At 64.6% G+C, this 15501-nt stretch carries 16 protein-coding genes and 1 tRNA gene; 6 read left to right on the top strand and 11 right to left on the bottom strand.

Annotated elements, in window-relative coordinates; genetic code table 11:
• The 5 genes from ACFQ3C_RS02130 to ACFQ3C_RS02110 form a co-directional block, all read right to left on the bottom strand.
• Entirely contained in the window at window positions 1-510 is a 510-nt protein-coding gene (locus tag ACFQ3C_RS02130) for a CarD family transcriptional regulator (RefSeq protein ID WP_380788776.1), read from the bottom strand.
• A gap of 324 nt (window positions 511-834) precedes the next feature.
• On the bottom strand, window positions 835-1173 hold the full coding sequence (gene fdxA / locus ACFQ3C_RS02125) for a ferredoxin FdxA (RefSeq protein ID WP_380788774.1): 339 nt from the start codon (window positions 1171-1173) through the stop codon (window positions 835-837).
• A gap of 65 nt (window positions 1174-1238) precedes the next feature.
• On the bottom strand, window positions 1239-1613 hold the full coding sequence (locus ACFQ3C_RS02120) for an RNA-binding S4 domain-containing protein (protein ID WP_380788772.1): 375 nt from the start codon (window positions 1611-1613) through the stop codon (window positions 1239-1241).
• Between the two features lie 12 nt (window positions 1614-1625).
• Window positions 1626-4547 carry a helicase-related protein gene (locus ACFQ3C_RS02115; RefSeq protein ID WP_380788770.1) on the bottom strand — a complete coding sequence of 974 codons (2922 nt, stop codon included), beginning with the start codon at window positions 4545-4547 and terminating at the stop codon, window positions 1626-1628.
• A 15-nt stretch (window positions 4548-4562) separates the two neighbouring features.
• Window positions 4563-5084, bottom strand: coding sequence for a tetratricopeptide repeat protein (locus tag ACFQ3C_RS02110; RefSeq protein ID WP_380788768.1), 522 nt, complete (start codon window positions 5082-5084; stop codon window positions 4563-4565).
• 120 nt (window positions 5085-5204) lie between these two features.
• Here ACFQ3C_RS02110 and ACFQ3C_RS02105 point away from each other — a divergent pair, with 120 nt between their 5' ends.
• The gene (locus ACFQ3C_RS02105; RefSeq protein WP_380788766.1) at window positions 5205-5495 is read left to right on the top strand and encodes an SCP2 sterol-binding domain-containing protein; all 291 of its coding nucleotides are present in this window, start codon (window positions 5205-5207) and stop codon (window positions 5493-5495) included.
• 3 nt (window positions 5496-5498) lie between these two features.
• A complete protein-coding gene (locus tag ACFQ3C_RS02100) occupies window positions 5499-6470 on the top strand; it encodes an alpha/beta fold hydrolase (protein WP_380788764.1) in 972 nt (323 codons plus the stop codon).
• Between the two features lie 25 nt (window positions 6471-6495).
• Here ACFQ3C_RS02100 and ACFQ3C_RS02095 read toward each other — a convergent pair whose 3' ends face one another.
• Complete coding sequence (locus ACFQ3C_RS02095; protein ID WP_380788762.1) at window positions 6496-7326, bottom strand: fumarylacetoacetate hydrolase family protein; 831 nt, start codon at window positions 7324-7326, stop codon at window positions 6496-6498.
• 141 nt (window positions 7327-7467) lie between these two features.
• Here ACFQ3C_RS02095 and ACFQ3C_RS02090 point away from each other — a divergent pair, with 141 nt between their 5' ends.
• The 3 genes from ACFQ3C_RS02090 to ACFQ3C_RS02080 all read left to right on the top strand — a co-directional run bounded on the left by ACFQ3C_RS02090 (window position 7468) and on the right by ACFQ3C_RS02080 (window position 11973).
• Window positions 7468-8490, top strand: a complete 1023-nt coding sequence (locus tag ACFQ3C_RS02090) for a ligase-associated DNA damage response exonuclease (protein WP_380788760.1) — start codon at window positions 7468-7470, stop codon at window positions 8488-8490.
• Window positions 8487-10076 carry an ATP-dependent DNA ligase gene (locus tag ACFQ3C_RS02085; RefSeq protein WP_380788758.1) on the top strand — a complete coding sequence of 530 codons (1590 nt, stop codon included), beginning with the start codon at window positions 8487-8489 and terminating at the stop codon, window positions 10074-10076. Before ACFQ3C_RS02090 ends, ACFQ3C_RS02085 begins: the two co-directional genes overlap by 4 nt.
• Window positions 10077-10140: 64 nt before the next feature.
• Window positions 10141-11973 carry a M3 family oligoendopeptidase gene (locus tag ACFQ3C_RS02080; protein WP_380788756.1) on the top strand — a complete coding sequence of 611 codons (1833 nt, stop codon included), beginning with the start codon at window positions 10141-10143 and terminating at the stop codon, window positions 11971-11973.
• An 86-nt stretch (window positions 11974-12059) separates the two neighbouring features.
• Here ACFQ3C_RS02080 and ACFQ3C_RS02075 read toward each other — a convergent pair whose 3' ends face one another.
• The 3 genes from ACFQ3C_RS02075 to ACFQ3C_RS02065 form a co-directional block, all read right to left on the bottom strand.
• Window positions 12060-12329: a DksA/TraR family C4-type zinc finger protein gene (locus ACFQ3C_RS02075; protein ID WP_380788754.1), complete on the bottom strand. Its 270-nt coding sequence runs from the start codon at window positions 12327-12329 to the stop codon at window positions 12060-12062.
• A gap of 78 nt (window positions 12330-12407) precedes the next feature.
• Window positions 12408-13304 (bottom strand): RNA polymerase sigma factor RpoH, encoded by an 897-nt coding sequence (rpoH, locus tag ACFQ3C_RS02070; protein WP_380788752.1) that lies wholly within the window; start codon window positions 13302-13304, stop codon window positions 12408-12410.
• Between the two features lie 252 nt (window positions 13305-13556).
• Entirely contained in the window at window positions 13557-14582 is a 1026-nt protein-coding gene (locus ACFQ3C_RS02065) for an RluA family pseudouridine synthase (RefSeq protein WP_380788750.1), read from the bottom strand.
• On the opposite strand from ACFQ3C_RS02065, the gene ACFQ3C_RS02060 reads away from it, so the two are divergent.
• The gene (locus ACFQ3C_RS02060; RefSeq protein ID WP_380788748.1) at window positions 14581-14880 is read left to right on the top strand and encodes a DUF6476 family protein; all 300 of its coding nucleotides are present in this window, start codon (window positions 14581-14583) and stop codon (window positions 14878-14880) included. The genes ACFQ3C_RS02065 and ACFQ3C_RS02060 overlap by 2 nt on opposite strands.
• A 13-nt stretch (window positions 14881-14893) precedes the next feature.
• On the opposite strand, the gene ACFQ3C_RS02055 is transcribed toward ACFQ3C_RS02060, so the two are convergent.
• Window positions 14894-14970: transfer RNA gene (locus ACFQ3C_RS02055), tRNA-His, on the bottom strand.
• Between the two features lie 43 nt (window positions 14971-15013).
• A complete protein-coding gene (locus ACFQ3C_RS02050) occupies window positions 15014-15496 on the bottom strand; it encodes a GNAT family N-acetyltransferase (protein ID WP_380788746.1) in 483 nt (160 codons plus the stop codon).
• Window positions 15497-15501 lie beyond the last annotated feature (5 nt).

The raw sequence follows: 15501 nt of genomic DNA, 5'->3' as shown, positions 1-15501 counted from the left end.
TCACGCGGCGCGCGACACCAGAACGTCATCTACCTGCTTGGCGGCCATCACTTCGTCGCCACCGCTGACGGCGGCCACTTCGCGGGTCAGACGCTCAAGCGCGGCTTCATAAAGCTGGCGCTCGGAATAGCTCTGTTCGCGCTGATCGTCGTTGCGGTGCAGGTCGCGCACCACTTCGGCGATGGCGATCAGGTCACCCGAATTGATCTTCTGCTCATATTCCTGCGCGCGGCGCGACCACATCGCCCGCTTGACCTTGGCCTTGCCTTTCAGCGTGGACATCGCCTTTGACACGACATCCGGGCTGGACAGGGACCGCATCCCGATTTCGGTGGCCTTGTTGGTCGGCACCCGCAGGGTCATCTTGTCCTTCTCGAACGAGATCACGAACAGTTCCAGCGCGATACCCGCGATTTCCTGCTCTTCGATCGAGATGATCTGACCCACGCCATGCGCCGGATACACCACGTAATCATTGGGACGAAACTCGGACTTCTTCGTTTTGCTCATGCAATCTTTCCTCGCAGCGATCCCTTGGCCCTGCGCGACAAAATCACCGCCGAGATTATCGCTAATCTCGCTTGCCGGGTCATGTCTCACAGAAAATCCGTCCTCAGGCAGCGCTAGGCGGGACGGGGGCCATGGATCCACATCATGTCAGAGGATCATATCACAAAAATTACACATACGGAAGCACGACGCGATGCGCGGCGCAGGGCAGAGGGCCAAACCCGTTCAATTTCAGAGGCTTCCGCTATTGCCGACTGTGTCAAACACGGGTCGCGTGCGGCATGGCGGTGCCTCCCTTGCCGAATCGGGTCGCGGCGCGGGCGGTCAGCCCCCCTCGCCGGGCGCTTCGGTGAAATATTTGTCCAGTTTGCCGGTCTCGCCATCGCGCGCCTCGGCATCGGGCAGAGGATCCTTCTTCGAGATGATCACCGGCCATTTTTCCGAATATTTGCGGTTGAACTCGACCCATTTTTCCATGTCCGGTTCGGTATCCGGGCGGATCGCATCGGCAGGGCACTCAGGCTCGCACACGCCGCAGTCAATGCATTCGTCAGGGTGGATCACCAGCATGTTCTCCCCCTCGTAGAAACAGTCCACGGGGCAGACCTCGACACAGTCGGTGTATTTGCAGGCGATGCAATTGTCGATGACGACGTAAGTCATGGCAGTCTCTCAAATCTGCGGCCCGCGCCGGACCCTTTCGGGACTAGCTAGAACAGGCGCCGCCGTCATTCAAGCATCCGACGACGATCAAGGTCAAATATCCGGCGCTCGCGCTTTGTCGGGCGCCCCCCGTCCTTCGGTTGCGGTGCGGATGGAACATCCTCCCGCGCAGGGGTCAGGTCTTCGTATAGCGTCTGCGCCTCGGTGGCCGGACCACGCCGGACACCATGGGCCAACACCCGCACAACGCGGACGTGATCGCCCTGCATGAAGGTCAGAACGTCACCCGGCGCGATACCCTGCGCGGGTTTCGCGGCCTTGACGCTGTTGATCCGCACATGGCCCGCGCCGACCATGGCCGCGGCAAGTGTGCGGGTCTTGAAGAACCGCGCATGCCACAGCCATTTGTCGATCCGCATCCGTGCCGCAGGCGCGTCCAAGGCTCGCCCGCGTCAGGTCTTGTCGCGCAGGCCCATCAGGGCGGCTGCAAAGGGGTTGTCCGGGTCGATCCGGTCCTTGGCACGGGGCGGACGCGCCTCATAGGTCTTGGCGCCCTGCTGCGGCTTGTCGCCGTCGCGGTTGCGGTCCCTGCCCTTGCCACGGTCCTTGTTGCGGTCCTGTCCGCGCGCATCGCCCTGCGGTTTGCCCTTGCCGCGCGGCTTGCCGCTGCGCTCGCCACGGTCCGGGCGCGCCTCGCCTTCGGCTTGCGGCTGGTCGGCCTGTGCGCCCTGTGCGCCCTGGCCCTGACGTCCGCGTCCGGGACGACCCTGCTGCGACGGCGGCTTGCGGCCCCAGGTGAAGCTGTAGAAGACTTCCATCTCGGCAGGTTCGGCCGGTGCTTCTGCAACAGGCGCGGCCGGGGCGTCCACTTGCGGCTCTGCCTGTGCCTCGACTTCGGCCTCGGTCGGCGCTGGCGCATCTTCCGGCGCCGCGGCTTCGGTGGTGCCTTCGGCGGCGGTTTGCGTCGGCGCTGCGGCCTCTGGCGCCTCGGCGGCCTTGACCTTGGGTCGCTCGCCCCGCTCGGCCTTGTAGCCCAGGCCCTGCATCAGGTCGGCGAACTGCTCCAGCGTCATGCCGGTGATCGACAGCATGTCGGCCTTGGCCTCGAACCCGGTGCGGCTGTCTTCGGCGCGCAGCATGTCGGCCAGGCGTTCCAGCATGTCGATGCGAATCGCCCGCTCACCTGCCGCGCGATAGCCCGACATGATGTGAAACTCGGGATGCGCGTCCTTGATCGTGGGCACGGTGACCAGACCCGGTGGCGGGGCTTCGGGGAATTCGTCCAGACCGCGCGCCAGCGACCACAGCACCAGACGCAGTCGCGTGGGGGCGGGTTTCAGCAGCAGCGGCATGAAGACGGTGAACTGACCAAAACGGATGCCGTGCTTGCGAAGGGCGCCGCGGGCTTCCTGATCCAGGGCCTTGACCTCTTCGGCCACGCTGGCGCGCGGCAGGATGCCCAGGTTTTCGACCATGCGGAAGGCAAAGCCGCGCGCCAGACCGTTCAACGCCTCGTCGCGGCTGAGGGCCAGCAGGGGCTCGAACAGGGCCGCGATCTTGCGGTCGATGAAATGTTGCAGGCGGCGCTGCACCTTCTGCGCCACCTCCGGGCCCGCCTCGTCATCGACGAAAGCCGCGACCTGCGGCTTGAGCGGATCAGCCCCCGCCACCAGCTTGCCCACCGCCTGATCGCCCCACATGAGGCCACCCTGTTCGGTGAAATCAATCTCGGTATCGGGCGCGTTGTAGAAACGGTCTGCCCTGAGATTGAAATGTGGCGCAAGCGCGGAAATGCTGGCCTGACGGATCGTCTTGGCCTCCTGCGCGGTGGCGTCGCGGTCCTGACGGAACCGGAACCCTTCGAGACGGCCGACGAATTCACCTTCGACGGTCACTTCACCCTTGTCGTTCACTTCGGCCAAAAGGGCCTCCTTCTGCTTGAGCCGCCGCAACAGAACGGACGTGCGGCGGTCCACAAATCTCTGGGTCAGCCGCGCATGGAGCGCGTCCGACAAACGATCTTCTACAGCGCGCGTCGCCTCGCGCCAATGACTTTCATCGCGGACCCAACCGCTGCGCTGCGCCACATAAGTCCATGTCCGGATAAAGGCCAGACGTTTCGACAATGTGTCAATCTCGCCCTCGGTGCGGTCGATCCGCTTGATCTGGGTCGCCAGCCAGTCATCCGGCACGCGGCCCGACTGGTGCAGGAAGTTGAAGATCGCCTCCAGCAGGCTGGAATGTTCGGCATGGCTGATCCCGCGAAAGTCGGGAATGCGGCAGACATCCCACAGCAGCCGGACCGATGCCGCATCCGAGGCGCGGGCGCGCACTTCGGCCACCTGGGACAGCGATTTCAGCGCCATCAGGTCATCCGCCTCGCGCACCCGGACCAGCAGATCGTCCTGCGGCACATCCTCGAGAGAGGCGATCAGCGCATCCAGTTGGCCGAACTGCAGCGCGTGATTGCGCCATTGCAGTTTGCGGATCGGGGTGAAGCGATGCTCCATGATCGCCTCGGCGACCTCATCCTCCAGCGGTTCCGCCTCGCCGGTCACGCCGAAAGTGCCATCCGCCATGCCGCGCCCGGCCCGGCCCGCGATCTGGGCCAGCTCGTTCGGGGCCAGATGCCGCATCCGCCGGCCGTCGAACTTGGTCAGCGACGAAAAGGCGACATGGTTGATATCCAGGTTCAGCCCCATGCCGATGGCGTCGGTCGCCACCAGGTAATCGACATCGCCATTCTGATAAAGTTCGACCTGCGCGTTGCGGGTGCGGGGGGAAAGCGCGCCCATGACAACCGCGGCACCGCCCTTCTGGCGGCGGATCAGCTCGGCAATGGCATATACATTATCAACCGAAAATCCCACAATCGCGCTGCGCGCAGGCATTCTGCTTATCTTTTTCGAACCTGCATAGGTCAGGCGCGACATCCGCTCGCGGCGCATGAACTGCGCCTGCGGGACCAGCGCCGCAATGGTGCCGCGCATCGTGTCGGACCCCAGAAACAGCGTCTCGTGAAGCCCGCGCGCACGCAGCAGACGGTCGGTGAAGACATGGCCGCGTTCGGGATCGGCGCAAAGCTGGATCTCGTCCACCGCCAGGAAATCGACGCCCATCCCCTCGGGCATCGCCTCGACCGTGCAGACCCAATACTGGGTGCGCGGCGGCACGATCCGTTCCTCGCCAGTGACAAGCGCCACCACCGAGGGCCCGCGCGCCGCGACGATCTTGTCATAGACCTCGCGCGCCAGAAGCCGCAGCGGCAGGCCGATGATGCCCGTCCGGTGCCCCAGCATGCGTTCGATGGCGTAATGCGTCTTGCCGGTATTCGTCGGCCCGAGGACCGCCGTGATCCGTGAAGGCTGCCCCATGGGCCTGTTCCCCGATCAGAGTTTGAGACCCTCGACTTGGGCCTTGAGCCGCGTCACCGCCTCGGCGGCGGGGTCGTAATGGGGATGGATGGAAAGCACAAGCTGATAGGCGGCATAGGCCTGCTGCGGGCGGCCCAGTTCTTCGAACACCACGGCAAGGCCATGGGCCGCCTCGTAGTGACGCGGATCAAGGGCAAGCGCCTTTTCCAGATCGGCGACGGCAGGACCGATCTGATCCATGCGGAAATAGGCACGCGCCCGGGCATGATAGCCCTCGGCCACATCGGGCGCGTGATCGGTCAACGCGGTCAGATGCGCGACGGCGGCCGCGAAATCGCCCCGTTCCAGCGCGTCACGTCCGCGTTTGAGGAGCAGATCCATCGCCGCAGAGCCGGTCTTGCGCCATTCCAGGCGGATTTCACGCTCGATCCCGGTGGCTTCTGCCTCGGTCGCGGTGGCCAGACGGTCGTAAAGCGTGTCCAGCGGCACAGAGGGCGCGGCGGCGCCCTGCCCCTGCAAGGGTAAGGAAAAAAGCACTATCGCGCAAAATGCCGCAACGACAGGTTTGAGATTGTGAAAGAACGCGATCATAAAACAAGAGTGTAACGCGCGGATCGGGAATTGTTAGCCCCCGCGCAGGAAAAAAGGACCACGCGAATGAGCGATGTGATTGCAGCGGCAGTGGCCGCGCTGAACGAAAAGATGGGAAGCGGCGGCTTCGCCGGATCGGCGAAATTCGTGATCGAAGGCGAAGGCGCGGTCATGGTCGATGCCACCGGCGCACGCGCCGCGGATGAAGAGGCCGACGTGACCCTGACCGCCAGCGCGGAAACCTTCGAGGCGATGATGAGCGGCGACATGAATCCGACATCGGCCTTCATGAGCGGCAAGCTGGCCGTGGATGGCGACATGGGTATGGCGATGCAGCTTGGCTCGGTCCTGAGCTGACCTTTGGACCAGGCACCGCTTTTCCACGATGTTGCGGACGGGCCGACAGGCGGACAGGCCTGGTGGCTTCGCACCGCGGACGGGCCACGCATCAGGCTGGGGCACTGGCCCTGTGACGCGACACAGGACCGGCGCGGCACGGTGCTGCTGTTCCCCGGTCGCACGGAATACATCGAGAAATACGGCCGTGCCGCGGCCGACCTTGCGCGGCGCGGGTTCGACACGCTGACGGTAGACTGGCGCGGCCAGGGTCTGGCCGACCGCCTGCTGGCGGACCGGCGCACCGGCCATGTGGGGCGGTTCACCGATTACCAGAAGGACGTGGCCGCGATGGTCGATGCGGCGCGGGCGCTGGACCTGCCGCGCCCCTGGTACCTGCTGGCGCATTCCATGGGCGGCTGCATCGGCCTGCGCGCCCTGATCGAAGGGCTGCCGGTGGCCGCTTGCGCCTTTACCGGGCCGATGTGGGGGATCCAGATGGCCATGGCGACGCGACCGGCGGCCTGGTTCGTGTCATGGACCGGCGCGCGGCTGGGTTTCGGCCATCATCTTGCCCCCGGCACGAAGGCGCAAACCTATGTGATTGCGGAATCTTTCGATGACAACGCCCTGACCCGCGACGCCGAAATGTACATGTACATGCAGCGCCAGATGACCAGCTATCCCGATCTTGCCCTGGGCGGCCCAAGCCTGCGCTGGCTGAACGAAGCCCTGGTCGAGATGGCGCATCTGGCGCGCCGACCGGCCCCGCCCCTGCCCTGCCAGACCTGGCTTGGCACAGGCGAAAGCATCGTCTGCCCCGACCGGATCACCGCGCGCATGACCGGCTGGCCGGGCGGCGCGCTTGTGATGGTGCCGGGTGGCGAACATGAGGTGATGATGGACACGCCCCAGACCCGCGCTGCAGTGTTCGATGGGGTGGCCGCGCATTTCGCCGCCCACCCCGGACCTGCCGCAGACCGGCCAAAGCCTTGATCTGACTTGTAAAAATGCAGCACCCTCAGGCGTCGCGCCGCACCTCTTGGCGCTGCTCGCCCAGGCCCGCGATACGCAATTCCATCACGTCGCCCTCGGCCAGGAAGCGCTGCGGCTTCATGCCCATTCCCACGCCCGGCGGCGTGCCGGTGGCGATCACGTCGCCCGGTTGCAGGCTCATCAACCCGCTCAGATGCGCGATGATCTGGGCCACGGTGAAGATCATCGTGTCGGTGTTTCCGGTCTGCACGCGCGCCCCGTTCAGATCCAGCGACAGATCAAGGTTCTGCGGATCGCCCGCCTCGTCCGGCGTCACCAGCCAGGGGCCGATGGGGCCGAAGGTATCGGCGCTTTTGCCCTTGGTCCACTGGCCCACAAGCTCCATCTGGAAGGCGCGCTCGGACACGTCATTGACCACGCAATAGCCCGCCACGTGATCCAGCGCCTCGGCCTCGGATACGTATTTGGCGGTCTTGCCGATCACGACGCCCAGCTCCACCTCCCAATCGCCTTTCTTCGCGTTGCGCGGAAGGTAGACCGGATCGTTCGGCCCGCAGATCGAGGACGTGGCCTTCATGAAGACGATCGGCATGGCGGGCGCATCCATCCCCGACTCGGCCGCGTGATCGGCGTAATTCAACCCGATCCCGATGAATTTGCCCACCTGTCCCACTGGCGGTCCAAGGCGCGGGTTGCCCGGCACCAGAGGCAGTGTCTCGGGATCAAAGCGCGGCAGATCGGCCAGAACGGCGCCTGCCAGATCGGGGATCACGCCCGACAGGTCGCGGATACGGCCCTGGGCATCCAGCACGCCGGGCTTTTCGGCCCCCTTCTCTCCGTATCTGACAAAACGCATCCCTGTGTCCTCCTTGTGAATGGCGCGCGAACCTTATCCAGCCCCGCGCGATGTGCAAGACCGCTTGGGGCTGGTCGCAGCCCCCTTCGCGCCCTACCCTTGGGTTGACTTCGGACAGGGACAGAAGACAGGGACAGGCGCATGGCGACCCCGGTGCTGACATTGACGGATCGCGGGCTTTACTGCGCGGCGGGGGATTTCTTCATCGACCCCTGGCGGCCGGTGGATCGCGCCCTGATCACCCACGCCCATGCCGATCATGCGCGGCCCGGTCATGGGCGCTACCTTTGCACGGATGCCTCGATGCCGGTGATGCGGCACCGTCTGGGGGTTATCACCGGCGACACGATCCGCTACGGCGAAACCCGCCGGATCGGGGATGCGCTGGTCAGCTTTCACCCCGCGGGTCATGTGCCGGGCTCGGCGCAGATCCGGGTCGAGGTCGCAGGACAGGTCTGGGTCGTGTCGGGCGATTACAAGACCGAACCCGACGGCCTGTGCGAGGCGTTCGAACCCCTGCGCTGCCACACGTTCATCTCGGAATGCACATTCGGCTTGCCGGTCTTTCGCTGGCAGCCGCAGGCCGTGGTGGCGGATCAGATCAACCGCTGGTGGGCCGAGAATGCCGCGCAGGGTCGCGCCAGCCTGCTGGCGGCCTATAGTTTGGGCAAGGCGCAGCGCCTGCTGCATCTGCTGGATCCCGCGATTGGCCCGATCCTGACCCATGCGGCGGTGGAAAACACGAATGCGGTGCTGCGTGACCAGGGCCTGCCCCTGCCAGATACGCTCAGGATCACCCCCGATCTGGACCGCAAGGCAAATCCCGGCGCGCTGATCGTGGCGCCGCCCGCCGTGCTGGGCAGCGCCTGGGCGCGGCGTTTCGGGCCGCTGTCCACCGGGTTCGCCAGCGGCTGGATGCAGATGCGCGGCGTGCGGCGCAGACGGGCGGCCGACCGTGGCTTCGTGATCTCGGACCATGCGGATTGGGCCGGGCTGCTGGAGGCGATCAAGGCGACCGGCGCGGAAACCCTATACCTCACCCATGGTTACACCGAGATCTTCACGCGCTACCTGCGCGAGTCCGGCCATGATGCCCATGTGCTGGCCACCGAATACGGCGGCGAGGATGCGGATGACACGGCCGAGACGGGGGATGCGGCATGAAACGCTTTGCCACCCTCTTTACCGCGATCGACCAGACCACCCGCACATCGGCCAAGGTCGCGGCACTGGCCGACTATTTCGCCAGCGCCCCTGATGACGACAAGCTATGGACCATCGCGATATTTTCCGGGCGCCGCCCGAAGCGCGCCGTGACCACGACTCGCCTGCGCGACTGGGCAGCCGAGGCGGCAGGCATCCCGCTGTGGCTGTTCGAGGACGCCTATGCCGTGGTCGGCGATCTGGCCGAAACCATCGCCCTTGTCCTGCCCCCCGCGCAAGGCGGATCGGATCACAGCTTGTCCCATTGGATCAACCATTTGCGCGCCCTTGGTGATTCAGAAGACGAAGCGCGCAAGACAGCCGTCCTGGCGGCCTGGGACCGGCTGGAGACGACCGAAAGGCTGGTGTTCAACAAGCTGCTGACCGGCGGGTTCCGGATGGGCGTCAGCCAGAAACTGATGACCCGCGCGCTGGCACAGGCCACCGGGCATCCCGAGGCGGAACTGGCCCACCGCCTGATGGGCAACTGGTCGCCCGACACCACCAGCTTTGCCGATCTGATCGAGGCCGAGGATCCCGCCGCCGACCTGTCGCGCCCCTATCCGTTCTGCCTGGCCCATGGCATCGACGATCTGGATGCGCTTGGCCCGGTCACCGACTGGCAAGCGGAATGGAAATGGGACGGCATCCGCGCGCAGGTCATCGCGCGGGGTGGCGCCCTGCATGTCTGGTCGCGCGGCGAGGAATTGATGACCGATCGCTTCCCGGAACTGGCGCGTCTGGCCGCTGATCTGCCCGATGGCACCGTGCTGGACGGCGAGCTTGTGGCCTGGGACGGGGCCGCGCCCCTGCCCTTTGCCGCTTTGCAAAAACGCATAACGCGCAAGTCGGTGCCGAAAAAGCTGCTGGCCGAGGCGCCGGTCATCCTGCTGGCCTATGACCTGCTGGAAGCGGGGGGGCAGGACCTGCGCGCGTCCCCACTGGCCGACCGCCGCGCCACCATGGACCGGATGCTGGCGCGCGTCCCGCCTGATGCGCCATTGCGCCCTTCGCCCCTGATCCCCGCCACGCATTGGGACGCGCTGATGGCCGCCCGCAGCACAGCCCGCAACCAGAAAGCCGAAGGGCTGATGATCAAGCGCCTATCCAGCCCTTATCACCTGGGCCGCAAGCGCGGCGACTGGTGGAAATGGAAGCTGGACCCGCTGACCGTCGACGCGGTGATGATCTATGCCCAGGCCGGGCACGGGCGGCGCGCGAACCTGTTTACCGATTTCACCTTTGCGGTCTGGCAGGGCAACGATCTTGTGCCCTTCACCAAGGCCTATTCCGGCCTGACGGACGCGGAATTCAGCCAGATCACCCAATGGGTGCGCCGCAACACGCAGCAGCGCTTCGGCCCGGTGCGGCAGGTCACGCCGCATCATGTCTTCGAAATCGCCTTTGAAGGGATTCAGGAAAGCCCGCGCCACAAATCCGGCATCGCCCTGCGGTTTCCCAGGATGCTGCGCTGGCGGCAGGACAAGACCGTGGATCAGGCCGATACGCTGGATCACCTGCGCGCGATGCTGGCGCAATATGGCTGATCCGGCTTGAGGGACCCGGCCCAAGCCCCTATGTCTGTGGCAACGCAACAAGACAGGTGATCCCATGTTCCATCTTCCCTTTCCCGTCTCTGGCCCGATCTGGGACGCCAATGCCAGCCGTGGCAGCAAGGATCTGGGCGATCTGCCGGAATGGGACCTGTCGGATCTTTACACCTCCGAGGATGCGCCCGAGCTGAAGCGCGATCTGGACTGGCTGGAACAGGCCTGCGCCAGTTTCGCCGCCGATTACGAGGGCAAGCTGGCCACGCTGGACGCCAAGGGGATGCTGGATTGCGTGCTGCGGAACGAACGCATCAGCGCCATCGCGGGGCGCATCATGTCCTTTGCCGGCCTGCGCTACTACCAGATGACGATCGACGCGACCCGCGCCAAGTTCATGTCCGATTGCCAGGAAAAGATCACCAATTTCACCACGCCACTGGTCTTCTTCACGCTCGAGCTGAACCGGCTGGAGGATGATCACGTCGCGGCCCTGTTCGCCGCAAACGCAGAATTGGCCCGCTACAAGCCGGTGTTCGACCGCATCCGCGCGATGAAACCCTACCAGCTGTCGGACGAGCTGGAAAAATTCCTGCACGATCTGGGCGTGGTCGGCGACGCATGGGAGCGGCTTTTCGATGAAACCATCGCGGGGCTTGGCTTCGAGGTGGATGGCGAGCCCTTGAACATCGAAGGCACGCTGAACCTGCTGACCGATCATGACCGTGCGAAACGCGAGGCGGCGGCACAGGAACTGGCCCGCGTTTTCGGCATGAACATCAAGACCTTTGCCCGCGTGCACAACACCCAGGCCAAGGAAAAGGAAATCGTCGATCGCTGGCGCGGCATGCCCACCCCGCAGACCGGGCGGCACCTGTCCAACGATGTCGAACCCGAGGTGGTCGAGGCGCTGCGCAATGCCGTGGTTGCAGCCTATCCACGCCTCAGCCACCGCTATTACGAGCTGAAACGCAAATGGCTGGGTCTGGACCGGATGCAGGTCTGGGACCGCAACGCCCCCCTGCCGGTGGAAGAGATCAAGACGGTGGACTGGCCGACCGCGCGCGGCATGGTGATGGATGCCTATGCCGGCTTTGATCCGCGCATGGCCGATATCGCCGCGCCCTTCTTCGACAAGGGCTGGATCGACGCGGGCGTGAAACCCGGCAAGGCCCCCGGCGCCTTTGCCCATCCCACCGTGACCGAGGTGCACCCTTACGTGATGCTGAACTACCTCGGCAAACCGCGCGACGTGATGACCCTGGCGCATGAACTGGGCCACGGCGTGCATCAGGTGCTGGCCGCAGGCCAGGGCGAAATGCTGTCGTCCACCCCCCTGACGCTGGCCGAAACCGCAAGTGTCTTTGGCGAGATGCTGACCTTCCGCAAGATGCTGGAGGGCGCGAAGACGCAATCAGAGCGCAAGACCCTGCTGGCCGGCAAGGTCGAGGACATGATCAACACGGTCGTGCGCCAGATCGCCTTTTACGATTTCGAATGCAAACTGCACGCCGCCCGACGCGGCGGCGAGTTGACGCCCGACGACATCAACGACCTGTGGATGAGCGTTCAGGCCGAAAGCTTGGGGCCCGCCTTCGACTTCATGGAGGGCTACGAGACCTTCTGGGCCTATATCCCGCATTTCGTCCATTCGCCCTTCTATGTCTATGCCTATGCCTTCGGCGACGGGCTGGTGAACGCGCTTTACGCCGTCTACGAAGAAAACCCCGAAGGCTTTCAGGACAAATATTTCGACATGCTCAAGGCAGGCGGATCCAAGCACCACATGGACTTGCTGGCCCCCTTCGGTCTGGACGCCACCGATCCTGCCTTCTGGGACAAGGGTCTGTCGATGATCGAGGGCATGATCGACGAGCTGGAGGCGATGGAGGGCTGACGCGCCTTCATCGTTCCGGAAATACTCCGGGGGGCACGGCGAACACGGTTCGCCGTGGGGGGCAGCGCCCCCCACCGCTCCGCCTGCTATTTCAACTGGCTGTCCTTTGATCCGCGCCGGTTTATCCCGCCGCGTTGGGCTTGCGCCGACTGGCGTTCGGTCTGGCAGTCGATGCAGAGCTTCACGCCGGCAATGGCCTGACGCCGCGCCTCGGGGATGGGTTCCTCGCAATCCGCGCAATGGGTGAGGCTGTCGCCAACCGGGCCGCGGCGCGCCTTCAGGCGGGCCAGCTCGTCCTGGATCGAGGCTTCGATCTGCTCGTTTACCGCGCCGTCGCGCGCCCATCCTCCGGCCATGATCAAATCCTTTCCCGCGGAACGCAAAACGGCACCAGCATGCGTGCCGGTGCCGTTCATTTCAAGCCTTGTCCGCGATCAGGCGCTTTCCAGCATCCCCTTGGCTGCCGCCAGGTCGCGCATGCGTTTTTGCAGCTTCTCGAAAGCCCGCACCTCGATCTGGCGGATCCGTTCGCGGCTCACGTCATATTGCGCGCTCAGGTCTTCAAGCGTGACGGTCTCGTCGCTCAGGCGGCGTTGGGTCAGGATATCGCGCTCGCGCTCGTTCAGCACATCCATCGCCTGCACCAGCAGGGCGCGCCGCGCCTCCATCTCGTCGCGCTCGGCGTAATCGGTGGCCTGGTCGGCATCCTCATCCTCAAGCCAGTCCTGCCATTGCATGGACCCTTCGCCCTCTGATCCGACAGTGGCATTCAGCGAGGCATCGCCGCCCGACAGGCGACGGTTCATGCTGATCACCTCATCTTCGGTGACGCCCAGGTCGGTCGCGATCTGCTTGACGTTCTCGGGGCGCAAATCGCCTTCTTCCAGCGCGCCGATCTTGGCCTTGGCCTTGCGCAGATTGAAGAACAGCTTCTTTTGCGCCGATGTGGTGCCCAGTTTCACCAGGCTCCAGGACCGCAGGATATATTCCTGGATCGAGGCACGGATCCACCACATCGCATAGGTGGCAAGACGGAACCCCTTTTCGGGGTCGAACCGCTTGACCGCCTGCATCAGGCCGACATTCGCCTCCGAGATCACCTCGGCCTGCGGCAGGCCATAGCCGCGATACCCCATGGCGATCTTTGCCGCCAGGCGCAGGTGGCTGGTGACCATCTTGTGCGCGGCCGCGGTATCCTGTTCCTCGACCCAGCGCTTGGCCAGCATGTATTCTTCTTCCGGTTCCAGCAGCGGAAACTTGCGGATTTCCTGCATGTAGCGGTTCAGACCGCCTTCGGGCGTCGGTGCCGGAAGATTGGCATAGTTGCTCATGGACTCCGTCCCTTTCATCTGGGGTCCCCTTGTCAAGTTAAGGGGCTTAACATTCCATTTATGGCGCGCTCCCGACCCTTTCAAGCCTTGTGACGCGAAATGTTTAAGGAAGGATAACCGATCCGCCGTCGCCTGGGACAGTCCTTGACATGACTTGTCACGCGGATGTGCGAAGTCGTGCACGCCGCACCGCCTGCGGGTTCCGGCCCAAAGGGTCCGCCACGCCCCTCAACGGGCCTGTCGGGGACCGGATCAGCCTTGCAAGGCTGCGATCAGATCAAGCATATCTTGCGGTATTTCTGATTCGAACCGCAACATTTCGCCACTGACGGGATGAATGAAGCCCAAAAGTTGCGCGTGTAGCGCCTGGCGCGGAAACGCGTGCACGGCCTCTTCGGCGGCCGGGGTCACCGCCCCGCGCGCCAGTTTGCGCCGCCCCCCATAGGTCGGATCACCGACCAGCGCATGGCCCGCATGGGCCATGTGCACCCGGATCTGGTGGGTGCGGCCGGTTTCCAGCCAGCAATCGACCAGGCAGGCCAGCGGCGGTGTGCCGAAACTTTCCACGACTCGCGCCCGCGTTATCGCATGGCGTCCGCCCTGAAACAGCACCGCCTGCCGCTGCCGGTCGGTCTTGTGCCGCGCCAGTTGCGTGGTGATCTTGAGGATATTGCCAGGCTCGAAACTGACGCCCCTGACACCGCGCAGACGCGGATCATTGGCGTCGGGCAGGCCGTAAACCACGGCCTTGTACTGCCGCTCCACGGTATGTTTTTCAAATTGCGCGGCAAGGCCGTGATGGGCGCGGTCGGATTTCGCGACCACCAGCAAACCCGATGTGTCCTTGTCGATGCGGTGCACGATACCGGGGCGCTTCATGCCGCCCACACCCGACAGCGCATCGCCGCAATGGGCCAGCAGCGCATTCACCAGCGTCCCCGAAGGCGAGCCTGGCGCGGGATGCACGACCATGCCTGCGGGTTTGTCGATCACGATCAGGTCGTCATCCTCGAACACCACCGACAAGGGAATGTCCTCGGGGCCGATATGGCTGTCTTCAGCCTCCGGCACGGTGATGGCGACGGTATCGCCCGCGGCCACCCGCGTCTTGGGATCCGTGACCACCGCGCCATTCAGCATCACCTGGCCATCGGCGATCAGCCGCGTCAGCCTTGTGCGCGACAGGTTCGCATCGTCTGGCACATCGCGCGAAAGCGCCTTATCAAGGCGAGGCGGCGGATCGTCCTGGATCCGGACAGAAAGGTGGCCTTGGCCCATGAGCGATCAATCCCCTCTGCCCGAACCGGGCAATCTGCGGTTTCTGCGCCTTCTGGTCACGATCCTGACCGGCACGATGATTGCGGGGCTTCTAGCCATCATAAGCCTGCTTGTCATCCGTTTCCCGACGGCGACGCCGGCCTTGCCCGATGTCATCACCCTGCCCTATGGCACCCGCGCCCAGGCGTTTACCGCGACCGCCGGATGGTATGCGGTGGTTACGACAGATGACCGCATTCTGATCTACGACCGCGCAAGCGGCACCCTGCGGCAAGAGATTACCGTTCTCAACCAGTGACTTGAGGGAAGGATGGTACCACCTCCCCGGCTCGAACGGGGGACCTCTTGATCCACAATCAAGCGCTCTAACCAACTGAGCTAAGGCGGCACTGGGGCGGATTTAACCCCAAGCCCCGCTGAATGCAAGAGCGTCAGAGATCAATTTTCCAGCTTTGCTCGACCAGATCGACGCCGAAGGAATGCACCGGTTTCCACGCGGCCAGTCGCCAACCGTTCGCGGCATAAAGCGCGCAGGCCGCCTTGTGGCTTTCATGGGTCCACAGCTCCATGCGCGCATAACCGGCCTTGCGGGCAAAGCCCATGCAATGCGCCAGCATCCGCTGCCCCAGCCCCCGGCCCCGCATCACGGGCTCTAGCAGGAACAGGCGCAGCTTGGCGGTGTGATCATCCAGACGCACGCAGAAGATGCTGCCGACGGCCTTGCCACCCGCCTCGACGATCCAGCCTGCTTCCCGTGCCGGGTCGTGATCCGCGATGAAATCGGCCAGAATGCCCGCCACCAGCGGGGCAAAGGTGTCGTCAAAGCCTTCGGCCTGGGCATAAAGCGTGCCATGCCTTTCGGCCAACCAGGCCGCATCGGCGGGGGTGAAGGGGCGAAACGCAGGATCGGCCATGCCCT

The sequence above is a fragment of the Seohaeicola saemankumensis genome (assembly GCF_042678485.1).
GTDB lineage: Bacteria > Pseudomonadota > Alphaproteobacteria > Rhodobacterales > Rhodobacteraceae > Seohaeicola > Seohaeicola saemankumensis.
The sequence above is the reverse complement of the archived record's forward strand: the minus strand, read 5'-3'. Positions and strand labels throughout refer to the sequence as shown.

What these genes read in the sequence shown, in the direction of transcription:
- ACFQ3C_RS02130 (WP_380788776.1), bottom strand. Translation starts at nt 510, where the DNA reads ATGAGCAAAACGAAGAAGTCCGAGTTTCGTCCCAATGATTACGTGGTG.
- fdxA (WP_380788774.1), bottom strand. Translation starts at nt 1,173, where the DNA reads ATGACTTACGTCGTCATCGACAATTGCATCGCCTGCAAATACACCGAC.
- ACFQ3C_RS02115 (WP_380788770.1), bottom strand. Translation starts at nt 4,547, where the DNA reads ATGGGGCAGCCTTCACGGATCACGGCGGTCCTCGGGCCGACGAATACC.
- ACFQ3C_RS02105 (WP_380788766.1), top strand. Translation starts at nt 5,205, where the DNA reads ATGAGCGATGTGATTGCAGCGGCAGTGGCCGCGCTGAACGAAAAGATG.
- ACFQ3C_RS02095 (WP_380788762.1), bottom strand. Translation starts at nt 7,326, where the DNA reads ATGCGTTTTGTCAGATACGGAGAGAAGGGGGCCGAAAAGCCCGGCGTG.
- ACFQ3C_RS02090 (WP_380788760.1), top strand. Translation starts at nt 7,468, where the DNA reads ATGGCGACCCCGGTGCTGACATTGACGGATCGCGGGCTTTACTGCGCG.
- ACFQ3C_RS02085 (WP_380788758.1), top strand. Translation starts at nt 8,487, where the DNA reads ATGAAACGCTTTGCCACCCTCTTTACCGCGATCGACCAGACCACCCGC.
- ACFQ3C_RS02080 (WP_380788756.1), top strand. Translation starts at nt 10,141, where the DNA reads ATGTTCCATCTTCCCTTTCCCGTCTCTGGCCCGATCTGGGACGCCAAT.
- ACFQ3C_RS02075 (WP_380788754.1), bottom strand. Translation starts at nt 12,329, where the DNA reads ATGGCCGGAGGATGGGCGCGCGACGGCGCGGTAAACGAGCAGATCGAA.
- rpoH (WP_380788752.1), bottom strand. Translation starts at nt 13,304, where the DNA reads ATGAGCAACTATGCCAATCTTCCGGCACCGACGCCCGAAGGCGGTCTG.
- ACFQ3C_RS02060 (WP_380788748.1), top strand. Translation starts at nt 14,581, where the DNA reads ATGAGCGATCAATCCCCTCTGCCCGAACCGGGCAATCTGCGGTTTCTG.
- ACFQ3C_RS02065 (WP_380788750.1), bottom strand. Translation starts at nt 14,582, where the DNA reads ATGGGCCAAGGCCACCTTTCTGTCCGGATCCAGGACGATCCGCCGCCT.
- ACFQ3C_RS02050 (WP_380788746.1), bottom strand. Translation starts at nt 15,496, where the DNA reads ATGGCCGATCCTGCGTTTCGCCCCTTCACCCCCGCCGATGCGGCCTGG.